This is a genomic window from Streptomyces sp. NPDC031049 (assembly GCF_055571015.1).
The window spans coordinates 474,923-489,287 of the sequence record NZ_JBVIGC010000001.1; the positions used below are offsets into that span (position 1 = coordinate 474,923).

Consider the following 14,365-nt stretch of genomic DNA (forward strand, 5'->3'; position numbering starts at 1 on the left):
CGTTCCCTTGGTGCTCCCCCCGTGTCCCCCGTGTTCCCCTTTGGTGCTCCCCCTTCGGGTCCCCCCGTTCCTGCTTCCCCCGTGATCCCCCGTGTTCCCCCCGGGTGGGGCTTCCCGTGAGTAAGAGTCCGGGTCCGCCCCCGTGATACACCCGGGCCCGTACTTTTTTTCGGGAACCCCCCCGAGCCCTCAGGCGACCAGTTCGCCGAAGGCGTCCTCCCGGTCACGGCCGAAGCTGAGGACCTCGTCCTCGCGCAGCCGGCGGAGCGACCGCCAGATGCTGGACTTCACCGTGCCGACGCTGATGTCGAGGATGTCCGCGATCTCCGGGTCCGTGCGGCCCTCGTAGTAGCGCAGGACCAGCATGGTGCGCTGGAGTTCGGGCAGCCGGGCCAGCGCCTGCCACAGGACCGCGCGCAGTTCGGTGCCGCGCATCGCGTCCGTGTCGCCGGGCGTCTCCGGCAGTTCCTCGGTCGGGTACTCGTTCAGCTTGCGGCGGCGCCACGCGCTGATGTGCAGATTGGTCATGGTGCGGCGGAGGTATCCGCCGACGGCGGCCTTGTCGCTGATCCGGTCCCACGCCCGGTAGGTCGAGAACAGCGCGCTCTGGAGCAGGTCCTCGGCCTCGAAGCGGTCGCCGGTCAGGTGGTAGGCGGTGGCGTACAGGGAGGCGCGGCGCTCCTGGACGTAGGCGGTGAACTCCGCCTCCGTCAGCGAGCGACGCTCCCCCTGGTCCTCCCCGTACGCTGCTCCCCCGTCCGTCTCCCCCCGGTCCCCCGTGTGCGCGTCAACCACCGTCATGTAGGCGGTGTGCTGACGCCCGGTGCCGCGAGCGCACCCCCGCCCGCTCACGGCACCGGACTTCTCGGAACCCCGGTGTGCGTGCACGTCGTGCAGACGCGTGATCACTGCGCTGGTGCTGGTGCTGTGCAGCGTGTTCATCTCGCGCCCCCGTCGTGGACTTCCGGTGTTCGACTGCTGTGGTGCGACGTGCTGTGTTGCCTGTGCCGAAAATCCTGCCCGGGTGACTTCATGGCCGTGTCCGCCGACTGTCACAGAGCTGTCACAGGGGTCCGTCACAGTGGCACCACACGTCCTTCACGGACCCCGGCGGCCGGGGCGGCCCGCATCCGCACCCACAGGTCGAACACCACCCCCTCCATGGGCCAGAATGAGCCCGTGCCTTCCCTGTTGCTGATCGAGGACGACGACGCCATCCGCACGGCCCTGGAGCTCTCCCTGACGCGCCAGGGACACCGGGTGGCCACCGCTGCCAGCGGTGAGGACGGTCTGAAGCTGCTGCGCGAGCAGCGCCCGGACCTGATCGTGCTGGACGTGATGCTGCCCGGCATCGACGGTTTCGAGGTGTGCCGGCGCATCCGGCGCACCGACCAGCTGCCGATCATCCTGCTCACCGCGCGGAGCGACGACATCGACGTCGTCGTCGGACTGGAGTCCGGCGCCGACGACTACGTCGTCAAACCGGTGCAGGGCCGGGTGCTGGACGCCCGGATCCGGGCGGTGCTGCGGCGCGGGGAGCGGGAGTCCAGCGACTCGGCGACCTTCGGCGGCCTGGTGATCGACCGGGCCGCGATGACCGTCACCAAGAACGGCGAGGACCTCCAGCTCACGCCGACCGAGCTGCGACTCCTCCTCGAACTGAGCCGGCGGCCCGGGCAGGCGCTCTCCCGTCAGCAGCTGCTGCGGCTGGTGTGGGAGCACGACTACCTCGGCGACTCACGGCTGGTGGACGCGTGCGTGCAACGGCTGCGCGCCAAGGTCGAGGACGTGCCGTCGTCCCCGACGCTGATCCGTACGGTGCGGGGTGTGGGCTACCGGCTGGACCCGCCTCAGTGACACAGGACAACCCGGGGGGTCTGCGCGGCTGGGCCGCGGCACGCAAGGGAGTCTGGTCGCGGCTGCGCTTCACCAGCCTGCGGCTGAGGCTGGTCGTCGTCTTCGGACTGGTGGCGCTGACCGCCGCCGTGTCCGCGTCCGGCATCGCGTACTGGCTCAACCGCGAGGCCGTTCTCGGCCGCACCCAGGACGCCGTGCTGCGCGACTTCGAGCAGGAGATGCAGAACCGGGCCGGTTCGCTGCCCGAGCACCCCACGCAGGACGAGCTGCAGCACACCGCCGGGCAGATGGCCAGCGGCGGGCAGCGGTTCAGCGTGCTGCTGGTCGGCGAGAACGCCGCCGGGCGGACCGTGTACGGCAGTTCCGGCGGGCTCGGCGGCTTCACGCTGGCGGACGTGCCCGAGTCGCTGCGCACCGCCGTGAACAAGGAGCAGAAGGTCACCGGGACCAACGAGTCCCCGTACCACCTGTACTGGCAGCGGATCGTCGAGGACGACACCCCGTACCTGGTGGCCGGCACGCGGGTGATCGGCGGCGGGCCGACCGGCTACATGCTCAAGTCGCTGGAGCCGGAGGCCAAGGACCTCAACTCCCTGGCCTGGTCGCTGGGGATCGCCACCGCTCTGGCGCTGATCGGCTCGGCGCTGCTCGCGCAGGCCGCGGCGTCGACGGTGCTCAAGCCCGTGCAGCGGCTCGGCACGGCCGCCCGGCGGCTCGGCGAGGGCAAGCTCGACACCCGGCTCAGGGTGTCCGGCACCGACGAACTGGCCGATCTGTCCCGGACCTTCAACCGGGCCGCCGAGAACCTGGAGAAACGGGTCGCGGACATGGCGGCCCGGGAGCAGGCCTCCCGGCGCTTCGTGGCGGACATGAGCCATGAGCTGCGCACACCGCTGACCGCCATCACCGCCGTGACGGAGGTGCTGGAGGAGGAACTGGACTCCGAGGGCGGCGGCATCGACCCGATGATCGAGCCGGCCGTCCGGCTGGTGGTGAGCGAGACCCGGCGGCTGAACGACCTGGTCGAGAACCTGATGGAGGTCACCCGCTTCGACGCGGGCACCGCCAAGCTGGTCCTGGACGACGTCGACGTCGCCGACCAGATCACCGCCTGCATCGACGCCCGTGCCTGGCTGGACGCCGTCGAACTGGACGCAGAGCGGGGCATCCACGCCCGTCTCGACCCGCGGCGCCTGGACGTGATCCTGGCCAACCTCATCGGCAACGCGCTCAAGCACGGCGGGTCACCGGTCAGGGTGTCGGTGCGGGAGGCGGACGACGCCGTCGTGATCGCCGTCCGCGACCACGGGCCGGGCATCCCCGAGGACGTCCTGCCGCACGTCTTCGACCGCTTCTACAAGGCCAGCGCCTCCCGGCCGCGGTCCGAGGGCAGCGGGCTGGGGCTGTCCATCGCCCTGGAGAACGCCCACATCCACGGCGGTGAGATCACGGCGGCCAACTCCCCCGAGTCGGGGGCGGTGTTCACGCTGCGGCTGCCGCGGGACGCCTCCACGCTGCCGGGGGCGGGCGCCGACGACGCGGCGGAGGCGGCGGTGGGTGACGAGAGCAAGGGCGAGGACGCGAAGGGACAGGCCTGATGACCGTACGCCGCCTGCCGGTGCTGGGGGTGCTCGCGGTGCTGCTCGCCGGGTGCGGCATCCGGGCCACGGAGGTGCCGACGGACTTCGGGCCGGCGCCCTCACGGGTGCGGTGCTCGCTCTCCGAGCAGGGCACGACGACACGGACCTCGCCCGGCATGGCGGTGCGGGTGTTCCTGCTGTGCGGCTCGTCGCTGGTGACCGTGGACCGGACGGTGCGGGTGCCGGACGGCGCGGCGGACTCCCAGCGGCGCGTGCTGGTGGCCCAGGGGCTGCTGGACGAGCTGGCCGAGCCGCCGTCGGCCGCGGAGAAGGAGGCCGGGTACACCACGGACGTGCGCGGGACGAAGGTGTCGGGGCCGCGGCCCGGCGACCCCGAGGACGCGCTGCGGCTCGGCACCGCGCCGGACGCCCTCACCTCGTACGCCCTCGCGCAGATCGTCTGCACGTTCTCCGACTCGGCCGCCGCCGAGGGCGACGGCTCGGTGATCCTCGGCGGCCCCGGCGACGAGGCGCCACGCCGCTACTCCTGCACGGAGGAGGTCCGTGCCCGCCCGGGCAGCAACGAGCCCCCGTCGACCGAGGTCACCGGGGGCTGAACGGCGCCCGAGGGCACGGGTGTGGTGTACGCCTCACGGGGGTGGCGGGTGACTCGCCGGAACCGACCGTGGCGGCGGCCGCGTCTAGGGGTTCGTGCAGCGTCAAGGGTCCATCGGCGGCGGGAACGCCGCGGTCCGTGTCCGAGTGGCGGGGAGTGTCCTCCTGGTCGCCCATCTCGCGTCCGTCGCCTGGCTGACGCTGCGGCCCCTGGACGTGCCCTGGGTGGTGCCCGCCAATCTGCGCCCACTGGAGGGCATCCGCGCCGATCTGGCGCTGGGCTGGCCGGGGGCGGCCCGACGGCTCGGCGAGGGGCTCGCGCTGCTGGCGCCGCTGGGGGCGCTGCTGCCGATGGCGCACGGCCGGCTGACCGCTTCCCCGGTCGCCTCCCTGCTGCGTACCGTGGCCGCCGGAGCGCTGCTGTCGCTGGCCATCGAACTGCTCCAGACCGGGGTCCCGGGCCAGGTGGTGGACGTCGACTCCCTGCTGCTCAACACGGCCGGCGTGGCCCTCGTCCACCTGGCCGTGGTGCCCGCGGCGCGGGCCCGGCTCCGTCGCAGGTCGCCGTCGGCGGGCCCGCGTGACGTCCTGTGGGAGGAGCCCTCTCAGGGTCGGACCCCGACGATTCCCAGGGTCGGGATCGCACCGTAGAGCGACGCTTGCCCCCTTTTATCTCCGTAGCGTGGGTACCAGACGAAGCGAACGAAGAACGCCTCGACGGAACGCTCACGAAGGAGCCGCCATGTCCCGCCTTGCCCGCCCGACCCACGGCCGCGTGATCGGCGGAGTGTGTGCCGCGCTGGCGCGGCGCTTCGGCACCTCCGCGACGACCATGCGCGTGATCTTCCTGGTCTCGTGCCTGCTGCCCGGGCCGCAGTTCCTGCTGTACCTGGCCCTGTGGATCCTCCTCCCGTCGGAGGGGAAGGCGGCCCGCACGGCCTGGTAGTCCCGCAGTCCCCCACTCCCCCTCTGGTACGCCGACGGGGCGCACCCGGTACGACACCGGATGCGCCCCGTCGCGCGTGTGCGGGTTCAGCCCAGCGGGATGCCGTTCACCGGCAGGCCCTGCGTCGGCAGGCCCTGCACCGGCAGTCCGCCGAGCAGGTTGGCGACCGGCGCGGTCGGGCCGTTGGCGAGCTGGTCGGAGACGAGCTGCTCGGCGATCGGCTGCGCGGCGGTCAGGCCCTTGCCGGCGGCGCCCTGCCCCTCCTCCAGCGCGTGACCGGCGCCCGGCACCGCCTGGGAGACGTTCTCGGCGGGCAGCGTCCTGGTGACGCCGTCCAGCGTCGGGGCGAGGTCCGGGACGTCCGGGGCCGCGTTGGCCGCGCCAGCGCCGGAGGCGGCGAAGGCGGCACCGAGGGCGGCGACACCGAGGGTCTTGGCAGCAGACTGCTTCATGAAATGCGTCCTCGAAATGGGATGTCGGGGATGTGAGCGGTCCTCGACCGTAAACATGCTCCGTCGTCCGCCGCAAACATCGAAATGCGGACGGATGGTGAATGCCCGTCCCCATCTCCCCGCGCCGATCGGCCCGACTCAGCCCTTTTCTTCCGAAGAACCGCTGGTGGAGACGGTCTGCTGGAACAGCCATTCGGATTTCAGCTCGGCATATCCGGGCTTGATCACGTCATTGATCATGGCCAGTCGTTCATCGAAAGGAATGAACGCTGATTTCATCGCATTGACGGAGAACCACTGCATGTCGTCGAGCGTGTAACCGAATGCGTCGACCAGGTGCTCGAATTCCCGGCTCATGCTGGTGTGGGACATGAGGCGGTTGTCCGTGTTCACCGTGGCCCGGAAGTGCAGCCGGCGCAGCAGCCCGATGGGGTGCTCGGCGTACGAGGCCGCGGCCCCGGTCTGGAGGTTGGAGCTGGGGCACAGCTCCAGCGGGATGCGCTTGTCCCGGACGTAGGAGGCGAGCCGGCCGAGCTTGACCGTGCCGTCCTCGTGGACCTGGATGTCGTCGATGATCCGCACCCCGTGGCCGAGCCGGTCGGCGCCGCACCACTGGAGGGCCTGCCAGATGGACGGCAGCCCGAAGGCCTCGCCCGCGTGGATGGTGAAGTGGTTGTTCTCCCGCTTGAGGTACTCGAAGGCGTCCAGGTGGCGGGTGGGCGGGTAGCCGGCCTCGGCGCCGGCGATGTCGAAGCCGACGACGCCCAGGTCCCGGTAGCGGTTGGCGAGTTCGGCGATCTCCAGGGCACGGGCGGCGTGCCGCATGGCGGTGAGCAGGGCGCCGACGCGGATGCGGTGGCCGTTGGCCCTCGCGCGCCGCTCGCCCTCCCGGAAGCCCTCGTTGACGGCCTCGACGACCTGCTCGAGGGTCAGGCCCTTCTCCAGGTGCTGCTCGGGGGCGTAGCGCACCTCGGCGTAGACGACGCCGTCCTCGGCGAGGTCCTCGGCGCACTCGGCGGCGACCCGGACGAGTGCCTCGCGGGTCTGCATGACCCCGACGGTGTGCGAGAAGGTCTCCAGGTACCGCTCCAGCGAGCCGGAGTCGGCGGCCTCGCGGAACCAGGTGCCGAGCCGGTCGGGGTCGGTCTCGGGGAGCTGGGAGTACCCGCTGTCGCGGGCGAGGTCGACGACGGTGCCGGGGCGCAGCCCGCCGTCGAGGTGGTCGTGCAGCAGAACCTTGGGCGCCCGGCGGATCTGGTCCGGTGCCGGGCTCTTCGCGGTGGTCTGGCTCGTCATTTCCGCACTGTAACTCCTACGCGCGTAGAGCACACGGGGTGTACGGAACCGTCGATATGTAACGGTGATGGTGCGGACGGGTGGCGTACACCCGCTCTTCTGACACTGTTCTGTCATGGCACAGGAAGCGAGGCCGGCGCCCGGGGCCCGGCTGGGGCGAGCGCTGGGTCCGGAGCCGACGGCGGTGAGCGGTGTGGTGCTGCTGCTTCCCGCCGGCGACGAGGTCTCCAGCCGCAGACCCTCGCCCCTGCTCGCGACCGCGTCCGTGCGCGCGCTCGGGCGCCGGCTGGTGCGGGCGGGGCGGGACGAGGGGCTGGCCGCGCACGTCGTGCACTACCGCTACCGGGGCTGGAACGGCAGCGAGGCGCATCTCGCCCGGGACGCCGCCTGGGCCGCCGACGAGGCCGTACGGCGCTACGGCGACGTCCCCGTCTGTCTCGTCGGGCACGGCATGGGCGGCCGGGCCGCCCTGCGCGCGGGCGGGCACGAGGCCGTCAACTCGGCGGTGGCCATCGCCCCTTGGCTGCCGGAGGAGGACGTGGCCGCGCCACCCGAACCGGTGAAGCAGCTCGTCGGGCGGCGGGTGCTGATCGTGCACGGCACGAACGACGAACGCAGCGACCCCGAGCTGTCGTTCCGGCTGGCGGCGCGGGCGAAGAAGGCCAACCGGGACGTGTGCCGGTTCGAGGTGCACTCCGACGGGCACGGGCTGCACCACTACCGGGACGAGGTCGCGGCGCTGACGGAGGACTTCGTGCTGGGCGCGCTGTTCGGCAGGGCCCTGTCCCGGCCGGTGCAGGACGCCCTGGCGGCTCCCCCGCCGCTCGGCCTGCGGATGCCGCTGGCGGCGGGGTTCGGGCGGACGCTGCGGCACCGGTAGCGCTCGGCCCGGTCGATGGACCGGGCCGGCCGCGCGAGGGTGCGGAAGGCGCGCGCGACGGAGTTCGAGGCGTGCGCGACGGAGTTCGAGGGCGGGCCGGAGCACGGGGCGGCCCCCGCCCCGGGGACGGGGGCCGGTACCGGGCGGGTGGTTACTCCGTGGCGTGGTCGTGGCCGTCGTGGAGGCCGCCGCCACTGCCGTCCGTGCCGCCCGTCGGCTGCGAGACCACCGGCTCCGACAGCGGCGCCAGGTCGAACGCGTAGTGCCCGACCGCGTCGGCGATCACGTCGACGTTGATGTCCAGCGCCTTGTGGTCGATGTTGGTGATGTCGTCACCCGGACCGTGGTAGTTGACGTCGTACGCGACGCCCGCCTGCCCGCCGAACTTGGCGGCCTGGGCCTCCGTCTTGATGCCCTCCGCACCGGTGAACGTGCCGCCGGACGGGATGCCCACCTCGATGAACGGACCGTAGTCCGAGCGGCCGCTGAAGTCCGTGCCCTCGTGCGGGATGTTCTTCGAGTCGAGGAAGTCGGTGATGCCCTTCTCGAGCTGCGCGGAGCCCTCCGGGCCGGGGCCCGCGCCGACGCCGTCCGAGTCGTCACCGTCGTACACGAAGTACGCGGCGTTCGGCGAGGCGATCATGTCGAAGTTGAGGTAGAGCTTGATCTGCTTCTTCTGCTCCTCCGTCAGGGAGGCGACGTACGCCTCCGATCCGAGGAGACCGAACTCCTCCGCCGACCACCAGGCGAACTTGACCTTGTTCTTGATCTTGTCCTGGCTGGCCGCGAGACGCTGCGCGACCTGCATGATGCCCGCGGAGCCCGAGCCGTTGTCGTTGATGCCGGGCCCGTCCGTGACCGAGTCCAGGTGGGCGCCGAGGAACACCGTGTCGTCCGCGTCGCCGCCGCGGGTCTCGGCGACCACGTTCCACGTCGTGCGGTTCTCGCGCAGTTCGCGGATGTCCAGGGTGACCGAGACCTCCCCGGCCGCCGCCTCGGCGGCCAGCCTCTCGCCGTCCTCCTGGGTGATGCCGCCGGTGGGGATCTTGCCGAGGGCCGGGTCGCCGATGGTGCCGTTGAGCTCGCCCGGCGTGTTGTTGTAGATGACGGCGCCGACCGCGCCGGCCGCGGCAGCGTTCGCCTGCTTGGCCGCGAAGGTGCAGCCGCCCCGCTGGACCAGGGCTATCCTGCCGGTGAAGGCGCCGGACGCGAAGTCGCCCGGCTCGCAGCCGTTGCTGCCGTCGGCGTCGACCGGGGCGACGGCCACGGGGGCGGTGACGCCGCCCTCCGGCCCGCTCGCCGTGTACGTCATCAGCTTCACCGGGACGTCGCGCCCGGCCGGGCCGTTCACGGTCAGCTTCTCGGCGATCGTCTCGACGTACACGAAGTCGAACTCCTGCCGGGACACCCGGTAGCCGGCGGCTCTCATGACCGCCTCCACGTACTTGGCCGACTGCTCGTGCCCCTTGGAGCCCGCCACCCGGGTGTCGCCGTTGTGGTCGGCGATCGCCTGGAAGACCCTGAGGTGGTCGAACGCCCCCTTGCCGGTCGAGTCCTTGACCAGCTTCCTGGCGAGCGCGTCACCGCGCGCGGCGTCGCTGCGCGGGCTGGTGGCCCCCGCGGGGCCGGCGAACAACAGCGGTGAGACGAGAGCCGCGGCGGCCAGGGTGGCGGTGGCAACGGCTGAACGACGTGAGGGCATGGAGGTCCTTCCACGACAGGCAGGGGCTCTGCGGTGGACGCACGCTAGACAGCAAACAGCCACTCTGACCAGAGTTCGCGCTGGTTCCGCTGTACGAGTTTCAGATGATCGGTACGCCATATCGGTACGTCAGCATGCGAACGGGCGTTTGCGGACCGGCCCGGACCCAGGAGCACCCGTCAGAAGCCGCTAGTCCGGGAGCAGGTGGCCCCTGCGGGACAGCAGGAACTTCTTGAACGCCGCCACCGGGGGCGTGTCCGGGTGGCCCGCGAGCCAGGCGACGCCGATCTCGCGGACCGCGCGCGGCGCGGTGACCGTCAGTTCGGTCACCCCCGGGCGGGGCACGGTCGGCGGCGGCAGCAGGGCGACGCCCAGGCCCGCCGCGACCAGACCGCGCAGCGTCTCGGCCTCCTCGCCCTCGAAGGCCACCTTGGGGCGGAAGCCGGCCTCCTTGCACAGGTCGTCGGTGATGCGGCGCAGGCCGTAACCGGGCTCCAGGGTCACGAAGGTCTCGTCGGCGGCCTCGGCGAGGCGGATGCGCCGGCGGCCGGCCAGACGGTGGTCGGCGGGGACGACCAGGCGCAGCTTCTGCTCGTCGAGGCGGCGGGCGACGAGGTCGGGGGCGTCGGGGACCGGGGAGGTCAGGCACAGGTCGAGTTCGCCGGAGCGCAGCCGCTCCAGCATGGCCTCGCCGTAGTTCTGGACCAGGCTGAAGCGGACCCGGGGGTGGTCGGCGCGGAAGGCGTGCAGCAGGCCGGGCACGGTCTCGGCGCCCATGGTGTGCAGGAAGCCGAAGGCGACCTTCCCGGTGGCCGCGTGGGCGTCGGCGCGGACCTCGTCGGCGGCCCGCTCGATCTCGCCCAGCGCGCGTTCGACGGAAGCGAGGAAGGTGCGTCCGGCCGGGGTGAGGGAGACGGTGCGGCCGTGGCGGGCGAACAGGTCGACGCCGAGGTCCTCCTCCAGACGGGCCAGGGAGCGGGAGAGGGTCGACTGGGGGACGTTCATCTCCTGGGCGGCGCGGGTGACGTGCTCGGTGCGGGCGACGCCGGCGAAGTGGACGAGGCGTGGCGCGAGCAGCGCGACGATGTCTTCTGTGTCACCGGTCCGTGACAGCCGGGGCTGCGACCTCTGCTGATGCACCATGGGAACGATTATGGCGAATCCATGCATTGGACGGATCAGTGCGGGTCTCCGTACCGTCGCAGCATGACTCCCGCCGATACCGGGGCGTCCACCGTCGTGGGCGCCGCCTCCGCATCCGCCGCCTCCGCCGCCTCCGCATCCGGTGCTCCCGCCGCCTCCTCGTCCGGTGGTCCTGCATCCGGTGCTCCCTGCGCCCCCGACTCCCGGGTGGCCCCCGGCGGTCGCGGCTACCGCCGGATGAGTTTCGCCCTCTTCCTCGCGGGCGTCGCCACGTTCGCCCTGCTGTACTCCACCCAGGCCCTGCTGCCGCTGATCTCCGGCGACCTGGGCGGCACCGCGGGCGACGCGAGCTGGACGGTGGCCGCCGCGACCGGCGGACTCGCGCTGTTCGTGCTGCCGATGAGCGCCCTGTCGGAGCGCTTCGGACGGCGTACGGTCATGACGGCGTCGCTCGCGGTCGCCGTGACGGTGGGGCTGCTGGTCCCCTTCGCGCCCTCCCTGCCGGTGCTGGTGGCGCTGCGGGCGGTCCAGGGGGCGGCGCTGGCCGGGCTGCCGGCGTCGGCGACGGCGTACCTCGCGGAGGAGGTCACGCCGCGGGCCCTGGTGACCGCGATCGGACTGTTCGTGGCGGGCAACAGCGTCGGCGGCATGAGCGGCCGGGTCATCACCGGCTGGGTCGCGCAGGAGTGGGGCTGGCGGGTCGCCGTCGGCGTGCTCGGCGTGCTCGCGGTGGCCTGCGCGGTCGCCTTCCGGCTGCTGCTGCCGAGGCCGCGGCACTTCACGCCGGGCTCCCTGCGGCCCCGGGTGCTGGCCCGCACGGTCCGCGACCACCTGTCCGACCCGCTGCTGCGCCGGCTGTACGCGATCGGTGCCCTGTTCATGACGGTGTTCGGCGGCGTCTACACGGTGATCGGCTACCGCCTGGCCGGGGAGCCCTTCTCGCTGCCGCAGGGCATCGTGGGCTCGGTCTTCCTCGTCTACCTGGTCGGCACGGTCTCGGCGTCGACGGCCGGCCGGCTGGTGGGCCGGCTGGGCCGGCGCGGGGCGCTGTACCTGGGCGGCGGCACGACGGCCGCGGGCCTGGTGCTGTCCCTGGCGGACGCGCTGGTGCCGGTGCTGCTGGGCCTGGTGCTGATCACCGCGGGGTTCTTCGCGGGGCACGCGGTGGCCTCGTCGGCGGTCAGCAAGACGGCCACGCACGGCCGGGCGCAGGCCTCCGCCCTGTACCAGTCGGCGTACTACGTCGGCTCCAGCGCGGGCAGCACCCTGGGCGCGGTCGCCTTCCACGCGGGCGGCTGGGCCGGGACCGTCGGGGTCGGGCTGCTGGCGGTGCTCGGGGTCGTGGCGATCACGGTGTCCGGTTCGCTGGCGGCGCGCCGCCGGGTCGCCGCGATGGCCTGAACCGGCGCCGCACGCCCCCTCGGCGACCTGCGGTTTTCCCGGCTGCACAGGCCATTGTCAGTGCCCTGCGGTAGCTTCCGGAGTGCGAGGCGCGAAGAGGCGCACGACTGGACGGCCACAGGGGTGGGTGGACGATGACCGACGGCACGGCGACGGCGGAGCTGGACTCCGCACTGGAAAAGCACCGGACCGAACTGACCGGGTACTGCTACCGGATGCTCGGCTCCTCCTTCGAGGCCGAGGACGCGGTGCAGGACACCCTGGTCCGCGCCTGGCGGAGCTACGACAGGTTCGAGGGCCGCTCCAGTCTCCGCTCCTGGCTCTACCGCATCGCGACCAACGTCTGCCTGGACATGCTGACCGCGGGCAACAAGCGCGCCCGGCCGATGGATCTGAGCGAGGCGACGCCCCTCGCCCAGGCGGCCCTCGCCCCCCGCCCCGACAACACCTGGCTGGAGCCGATGCCCGACGCCCGCGTGCTGCCGACGACGGACGACCCGGCGGAGGCCGCGGTGGCCAAGGAGTCGGTGCGGCTCGCGTTCATGGCCGCGCTCCAGCAGCTGCCGCCCAAGCAGCGGGCGGTGCTGATCCTGCGCGAGGTGCTGGCCTGGAAGGCGAGCGAGGTCGCCGAGCTGCTCGGCACCTCGGTCGCGTCGGTCAACAGCGCCCTTCAGCGGGCCCGGGCGACGCTGGCGGAGCGGAACGGCGGCAGCGGCGCCGGGGCGGTCTCCGACCCCCTGGACGAGGAGCAGCAGAAGCTCCTCGACCGCTATGTGGCGGCCTTCGAGGGGTACGACATGACCGCCCTGACGGCCCTGCTGCACGAGGACGCGGTCATGACGATGCCGCCGTTCGACCTGTGGCTGGCCGGCCCCGCGGACATCACCGGCTTCATGACGACCCTCGGCGCGTCCTGTGCCGGCTCCCGGCTGCTGCCGGTGCAGGCGAACGGGCTGCCGGGGTTCGCGCACTACAAGCCCGACCCGGAGGCCGGCGGCCACACCCCGTGGGCGATCCAGGTGCTGGAGACGTCACAGGGCCGCATCACCGGATTCCACTGCTTCCTCGACACCAAGCGGTGGTTCCCGCTGTTCGGGCTGCCCCTCCATCTCGAAGCGGAGTCCGACCAGCTCCAGGAGGGCGTGTAGCGCGGGGTCGGGGTCGCGCAGCCGGATCCGGCCGCCGGCCCGCCGGGCGTTGAGCTGAAGGCGAGCCAGCGTCTCGACGGTGCCGAGGCCCGGCGGCCCCAGCCCTCCCACGTCGCAGACGACGACGTTCGCCCCGGTGCTCCTCAGCAGCGCGCGCACCTCGTCGCAGAGCCGGGGCAGCTCCTCCGGGGAGACAGGCCCCGGCAGCACGAGTACGGCGGGTGTCACGGCATCCACGTCCGGTAGACCGGGCCCCGGTGCGGAACTCATCGGTGCCCGGTCCGGTCCGGGATCACATTGACCCCGGCGCAGCCCTGCCCCGAGGGTTTGCTGTATGCCTCAACCATCCCCTGCCGCCGTGTCGTCCGAGGTCCCGTCGTCCGCCGGGGAGGCCTCGTGCAGGGGGTGCTGACCGGCTTCGCGGTCATCGCGGCCGTGATCGGCGTGGGGTACGTCCTCGGCCGGGGCGGGCATCTCGGCGACCAGGGCCGCGAGGTGCTGACGAAGCTCGCCTTCCACGTGGCGTCGCCGGCCCTGCTGTTCACGACGCTCGCCGAGGCCGACCTCTCCGTCGTCTTCTCCGGGCGGCTCCTGGTGACGGCGCTGAGCACCCTCGCGGTGGCCGGGGTGTTCGTCGCGGTCGGCGTGGTGCGCGGCTGGGGCGTGGGCCCGACGACGATCGGCGCGCTGTGCTCCGGCTACGTCAACGCCGGCAACCTGGGCATCCCGATCGCGGTGTACGTGCTCGGCGACGCCTCGCTGGTGGCTCCGGTGCTGCTGTTCCAGCTGGTCGGGGTCACGCCGATCGCGTTGACGATCCTCGACCTGTCCGGCGGGGCCGGCCGGGGCGGCCCGCTGTGGCGAAGACTTCTGACGCCGCTGCGCAACCCCATCGCCGCCGGCTCGCTGACCGGCGTCGCGGTCGCGGCGAGCGGCCTGCGCGTCCCGGCCCCGGTCCTGGACCCGCTGACACTGATCGGCAACATGTCCGTCCCCGCGGTGCTGCTGGCCTTCGGCATCTCGCTGTGCGGCAGCAGCATGCCGCTGCGGGGCCCGGACCGAGGGGCGGTCCTGCTCGCGGTGGCGCTGAAGTCGGTGGCCCAGCCGGCGGTGGCCTGGTGCCTGGCGGCCGGGGCGTTCGGGCTGCGGGGCGCGGCCCTGCTGGACGTGGTGGTGACCTCGGCCCTGCCGGCCGCCCAGAACCTGTTCACGTACGCCACGGCGTACCGCGTGGGCGAACGACTGGCACGGGACGCGGTACTGGTGTCGACGGTGGTGGCGGTGCCGGTGCTGGTGGGGGTGGCGGCGGTGCTGGGGTGACGGCGGTCGTCGTCGGCCGGTCGTC

The 14,365-nt window shown here is 72.6% G+C and carries 15 protein-coding genes; 9 read left to right on the top strand and 6 right to left on the bottom strand.

The features are described from left to right. Window positions 1–189: 189 nt before the first annotated feature. Window positions 190–942 carry a SigE family RNA polymerase sigma factor gene (locus tag ACZ45Q_RS02090; RefSeq protein WP_468253857.1) on the bottom strand — a complete coding sequence of 251 codons (753 nt, stop codon included), beginning with the start codon at window positions 940–942 and terminating at the stop codon, window positions 190–192. Between the two features lie 237 nt (window positions 943–1,179). Here ACZ45Q_RS02090 and afsQ1 point away from each other — a divergent pair, with 237 nt between their 5' ends. The 5 genes from afsQ1 (at window position 1,180) to ACZ45Q_RS02115 (ending at window position 4,998) form a co-directional block, all read left to right on the top strand. Then, a complete protein-coding gene (gene afsQ1 / locus ACZ45Q_RS02095; RefSeq protein ID WP_176710952.1) occupies window positions 1,180–1,857 on the top strand; it encodes a two-component system response regulator AfsQ1 in 678 nt (225 codons plus the stop codon). Next, entirely contained in the window at window positions 1,854–3,455 is a 1,602-nt protein-coding gene (locus ACZ45Q_RS02100; RefSeq protein ID WP_468253858.1) for an ATP-binding protein, read from the top strand. Before afsQ1 ends, ACZ45Q_RS02100 begins: the two co-directional genes overlap by 4 nt. Further along, window positions 3,455–4,054 carry a hypothetical protein gene (locus ACZ45Q_RS02105; RefSeq protein WP_468253859.1) on the top strand — a complete coding sequence of 200 codons (600 nt, stop codon included), beginning with the start codon at window positions 3,455–3,457 and terminating at the stop codon, window positions 4,052–4,054. The genes ACZ45Q_RS02100 and ACZ45Q_RS02105 overlap by 1 nt, the downstream gene beginning before the upstream one ends. A 94-nt stretch (window positions 4,055–4,148) precedes the next feature. Continuing rightward, window positions 4,149–4,703 carry a VanZ family protein gene (locus ACZ45Q_RS02110; RefSeq protein WP_468253860.1) on the top strand — a complete coding sequence of 185 codons (555 nt, stop codon included), beginning with the start codon at window positions 4,149–4,151 and terminating at the stop codon, window positions 4,701–4,703. 91 nt (window positions 4,704–4,794) lie between these two features. After that, entirely contained in the window at window positions 4,795–4,998 is a 204-nt protein-coding gene (locus ACZ45Q_RS02115) for a PspC domain-containing protein (protein ID WP_468253861.1), read from the top strand. A gap of 86 nt (window positions 4,999–5,084) precedes the next feature. Here the strand turns inward: ACZ45Q_RS02115 and ACZ45Q_RS02120 are convergent, their stop codons facing one another. Together ACZ45Q_RS02120 and ACZ45Q_RS02125 are read right to left on the bottom strand one after the other, a co-directional pair. Continuing rightward, on the bottom strand, window positions 5,085–5,450 hold the full coding sequence (locus tag ACZ45Q_RS02120) for an ATP-binding protein (protein ID WP_468253862.1): 366 nt from the start codon (window positions 5,448–5,450) through the stop codon (window positions 5,085–5,087). 138 nt (window positions 5,451–5,588) lie between these two features. Beyond that, the gene (locus tag ACZ45Q_RS02125; protein ID WP_468253863.1) at window positions 5,589–6,746 is read right to left on the bottom strand and encodes an adenosine deaminase; all 1,158 of its coding nucleotides are present in this window, start codon (window positions 6,744–6,746) and stop codon (window positions 5,589–5,591) included. 115 nt (window positions 6,747–6,861) lie between these two features. Here ACZ45Q_RS02125 and ACZ45Q_RS02130 point away from each other — a divergent pair, with 115 nt between their 5' ends. Beyond that, window positions 6,862–7,626, top strand: a complete 765-nt coding sequence (locus tag ACZ45Q_RS02130; RefSeq protein ID WP_468253864.1) for an alpha/beta hydrolase family protein — start codon at window positions 6,862–6,864, stop codon at window positions 7,624–7,626. Between the two features lie 151 nt (window positions 7,627–7,777). Here ACZ45Q_RS02130 and ACZ45Q_RS02135 read toward each other — a convergent pair whose 3' ends face one another. Continuing rightward, window positions 7,778–9,328: a M28 family metallopeptidase gene (locus tag ACZ45Q_RS02135; RefSeq protein WP_468253865.1), complete on the bottom strand. Its 1,551-nt coding sequence runs from the start codon at window positions 9,326–9,328 to the stop codon at window positions 7,778–7,780. Between the two features lie 189 nt (window positions 9,329–9,517). After that, window positions 9,518–10,471: a LysR family transcriptional regulator gene (locus ACZ45Q_RS02140; RefSeq protein ID WP_468253866.1), complete on the bottom strand. Its 954-nt coding sequence runs from the start codon at window positions 10,469–10,471 to the stop codon at window positions 9,518–9,520. A gap of 63 nt (window positions 10,472–10,534) precedes the next feature. On the opposite strand from ACZ45Q_RS02140, the gene ACZ45Q_RS02145 reads away from it, so the two are divergent. Together ACZ45Q_RS02145 and ACZ45Q_RS02150 are read left to right on the top strand one after the other, a co-directional pair. Then, window positions 10,535–11,872, top strand: a complete 1,338-nt coding sequence (locus tag ACZ45Q_RS02145) for an MFS transporter (RefSeq protein ID WP_468253867.1) — start codon at window positions 10,535–10,537, stop codon at window positions 11,870–11,872. Between the two features lie 134 nt (window positions 11,873–12,006). Then, window positions 12,007–13,020 (top strand): sigma-70 family RNA polymerase sigma factor, encoded by a 1,014-nt coding sequence (locus ACZ45Q_RS02150; RefSeq protein ID WP_468253868.1) that lies wholly within the window; start codon window positions 12,007–12,009, stop codon window positions 13,018–13,020. Here the strand turns inward: ACZ45Q_RS02150 and ACZ45Q_RS02155 are convergent. Then, window positions 12,904–13,290 carry an STAS domain-containing protein gene (locus ACZ45Q_RS02155; protein WP_468253869.1) on the bottom strand — a complete coding sequence of 129 codons (387 nt, stop codon included), beginning with the start codon at window positions 13,288–13,290 and terminating at the stop codon, window positions 12,904–12,906. The genes ACZ45Q_RS02150 and ACZ45Q_RS02155 overlap by 117 nt on opposite strands. A 126-nt stretch (window positions 13,291–13,416) precedes the next feature. Here ACZ45Q_RS02155 and ACZ45Q_RS02160 point away from each other — a divergent pair, with 126 nt between their 5' ends. Next, window positions 13,417–14,340, top strand: coding sequence for an AEC family transporter (locus ACZ45Q_RS02160; RefSeq protein ID WP_468253870.1), 924 nt, complete (start codon window positions 13,417–13,419; stop codon window positions 14,338–14,340). The last annotated feature ends 25 nt before the right edge of the window (window positions 14,341–14,365 follow it).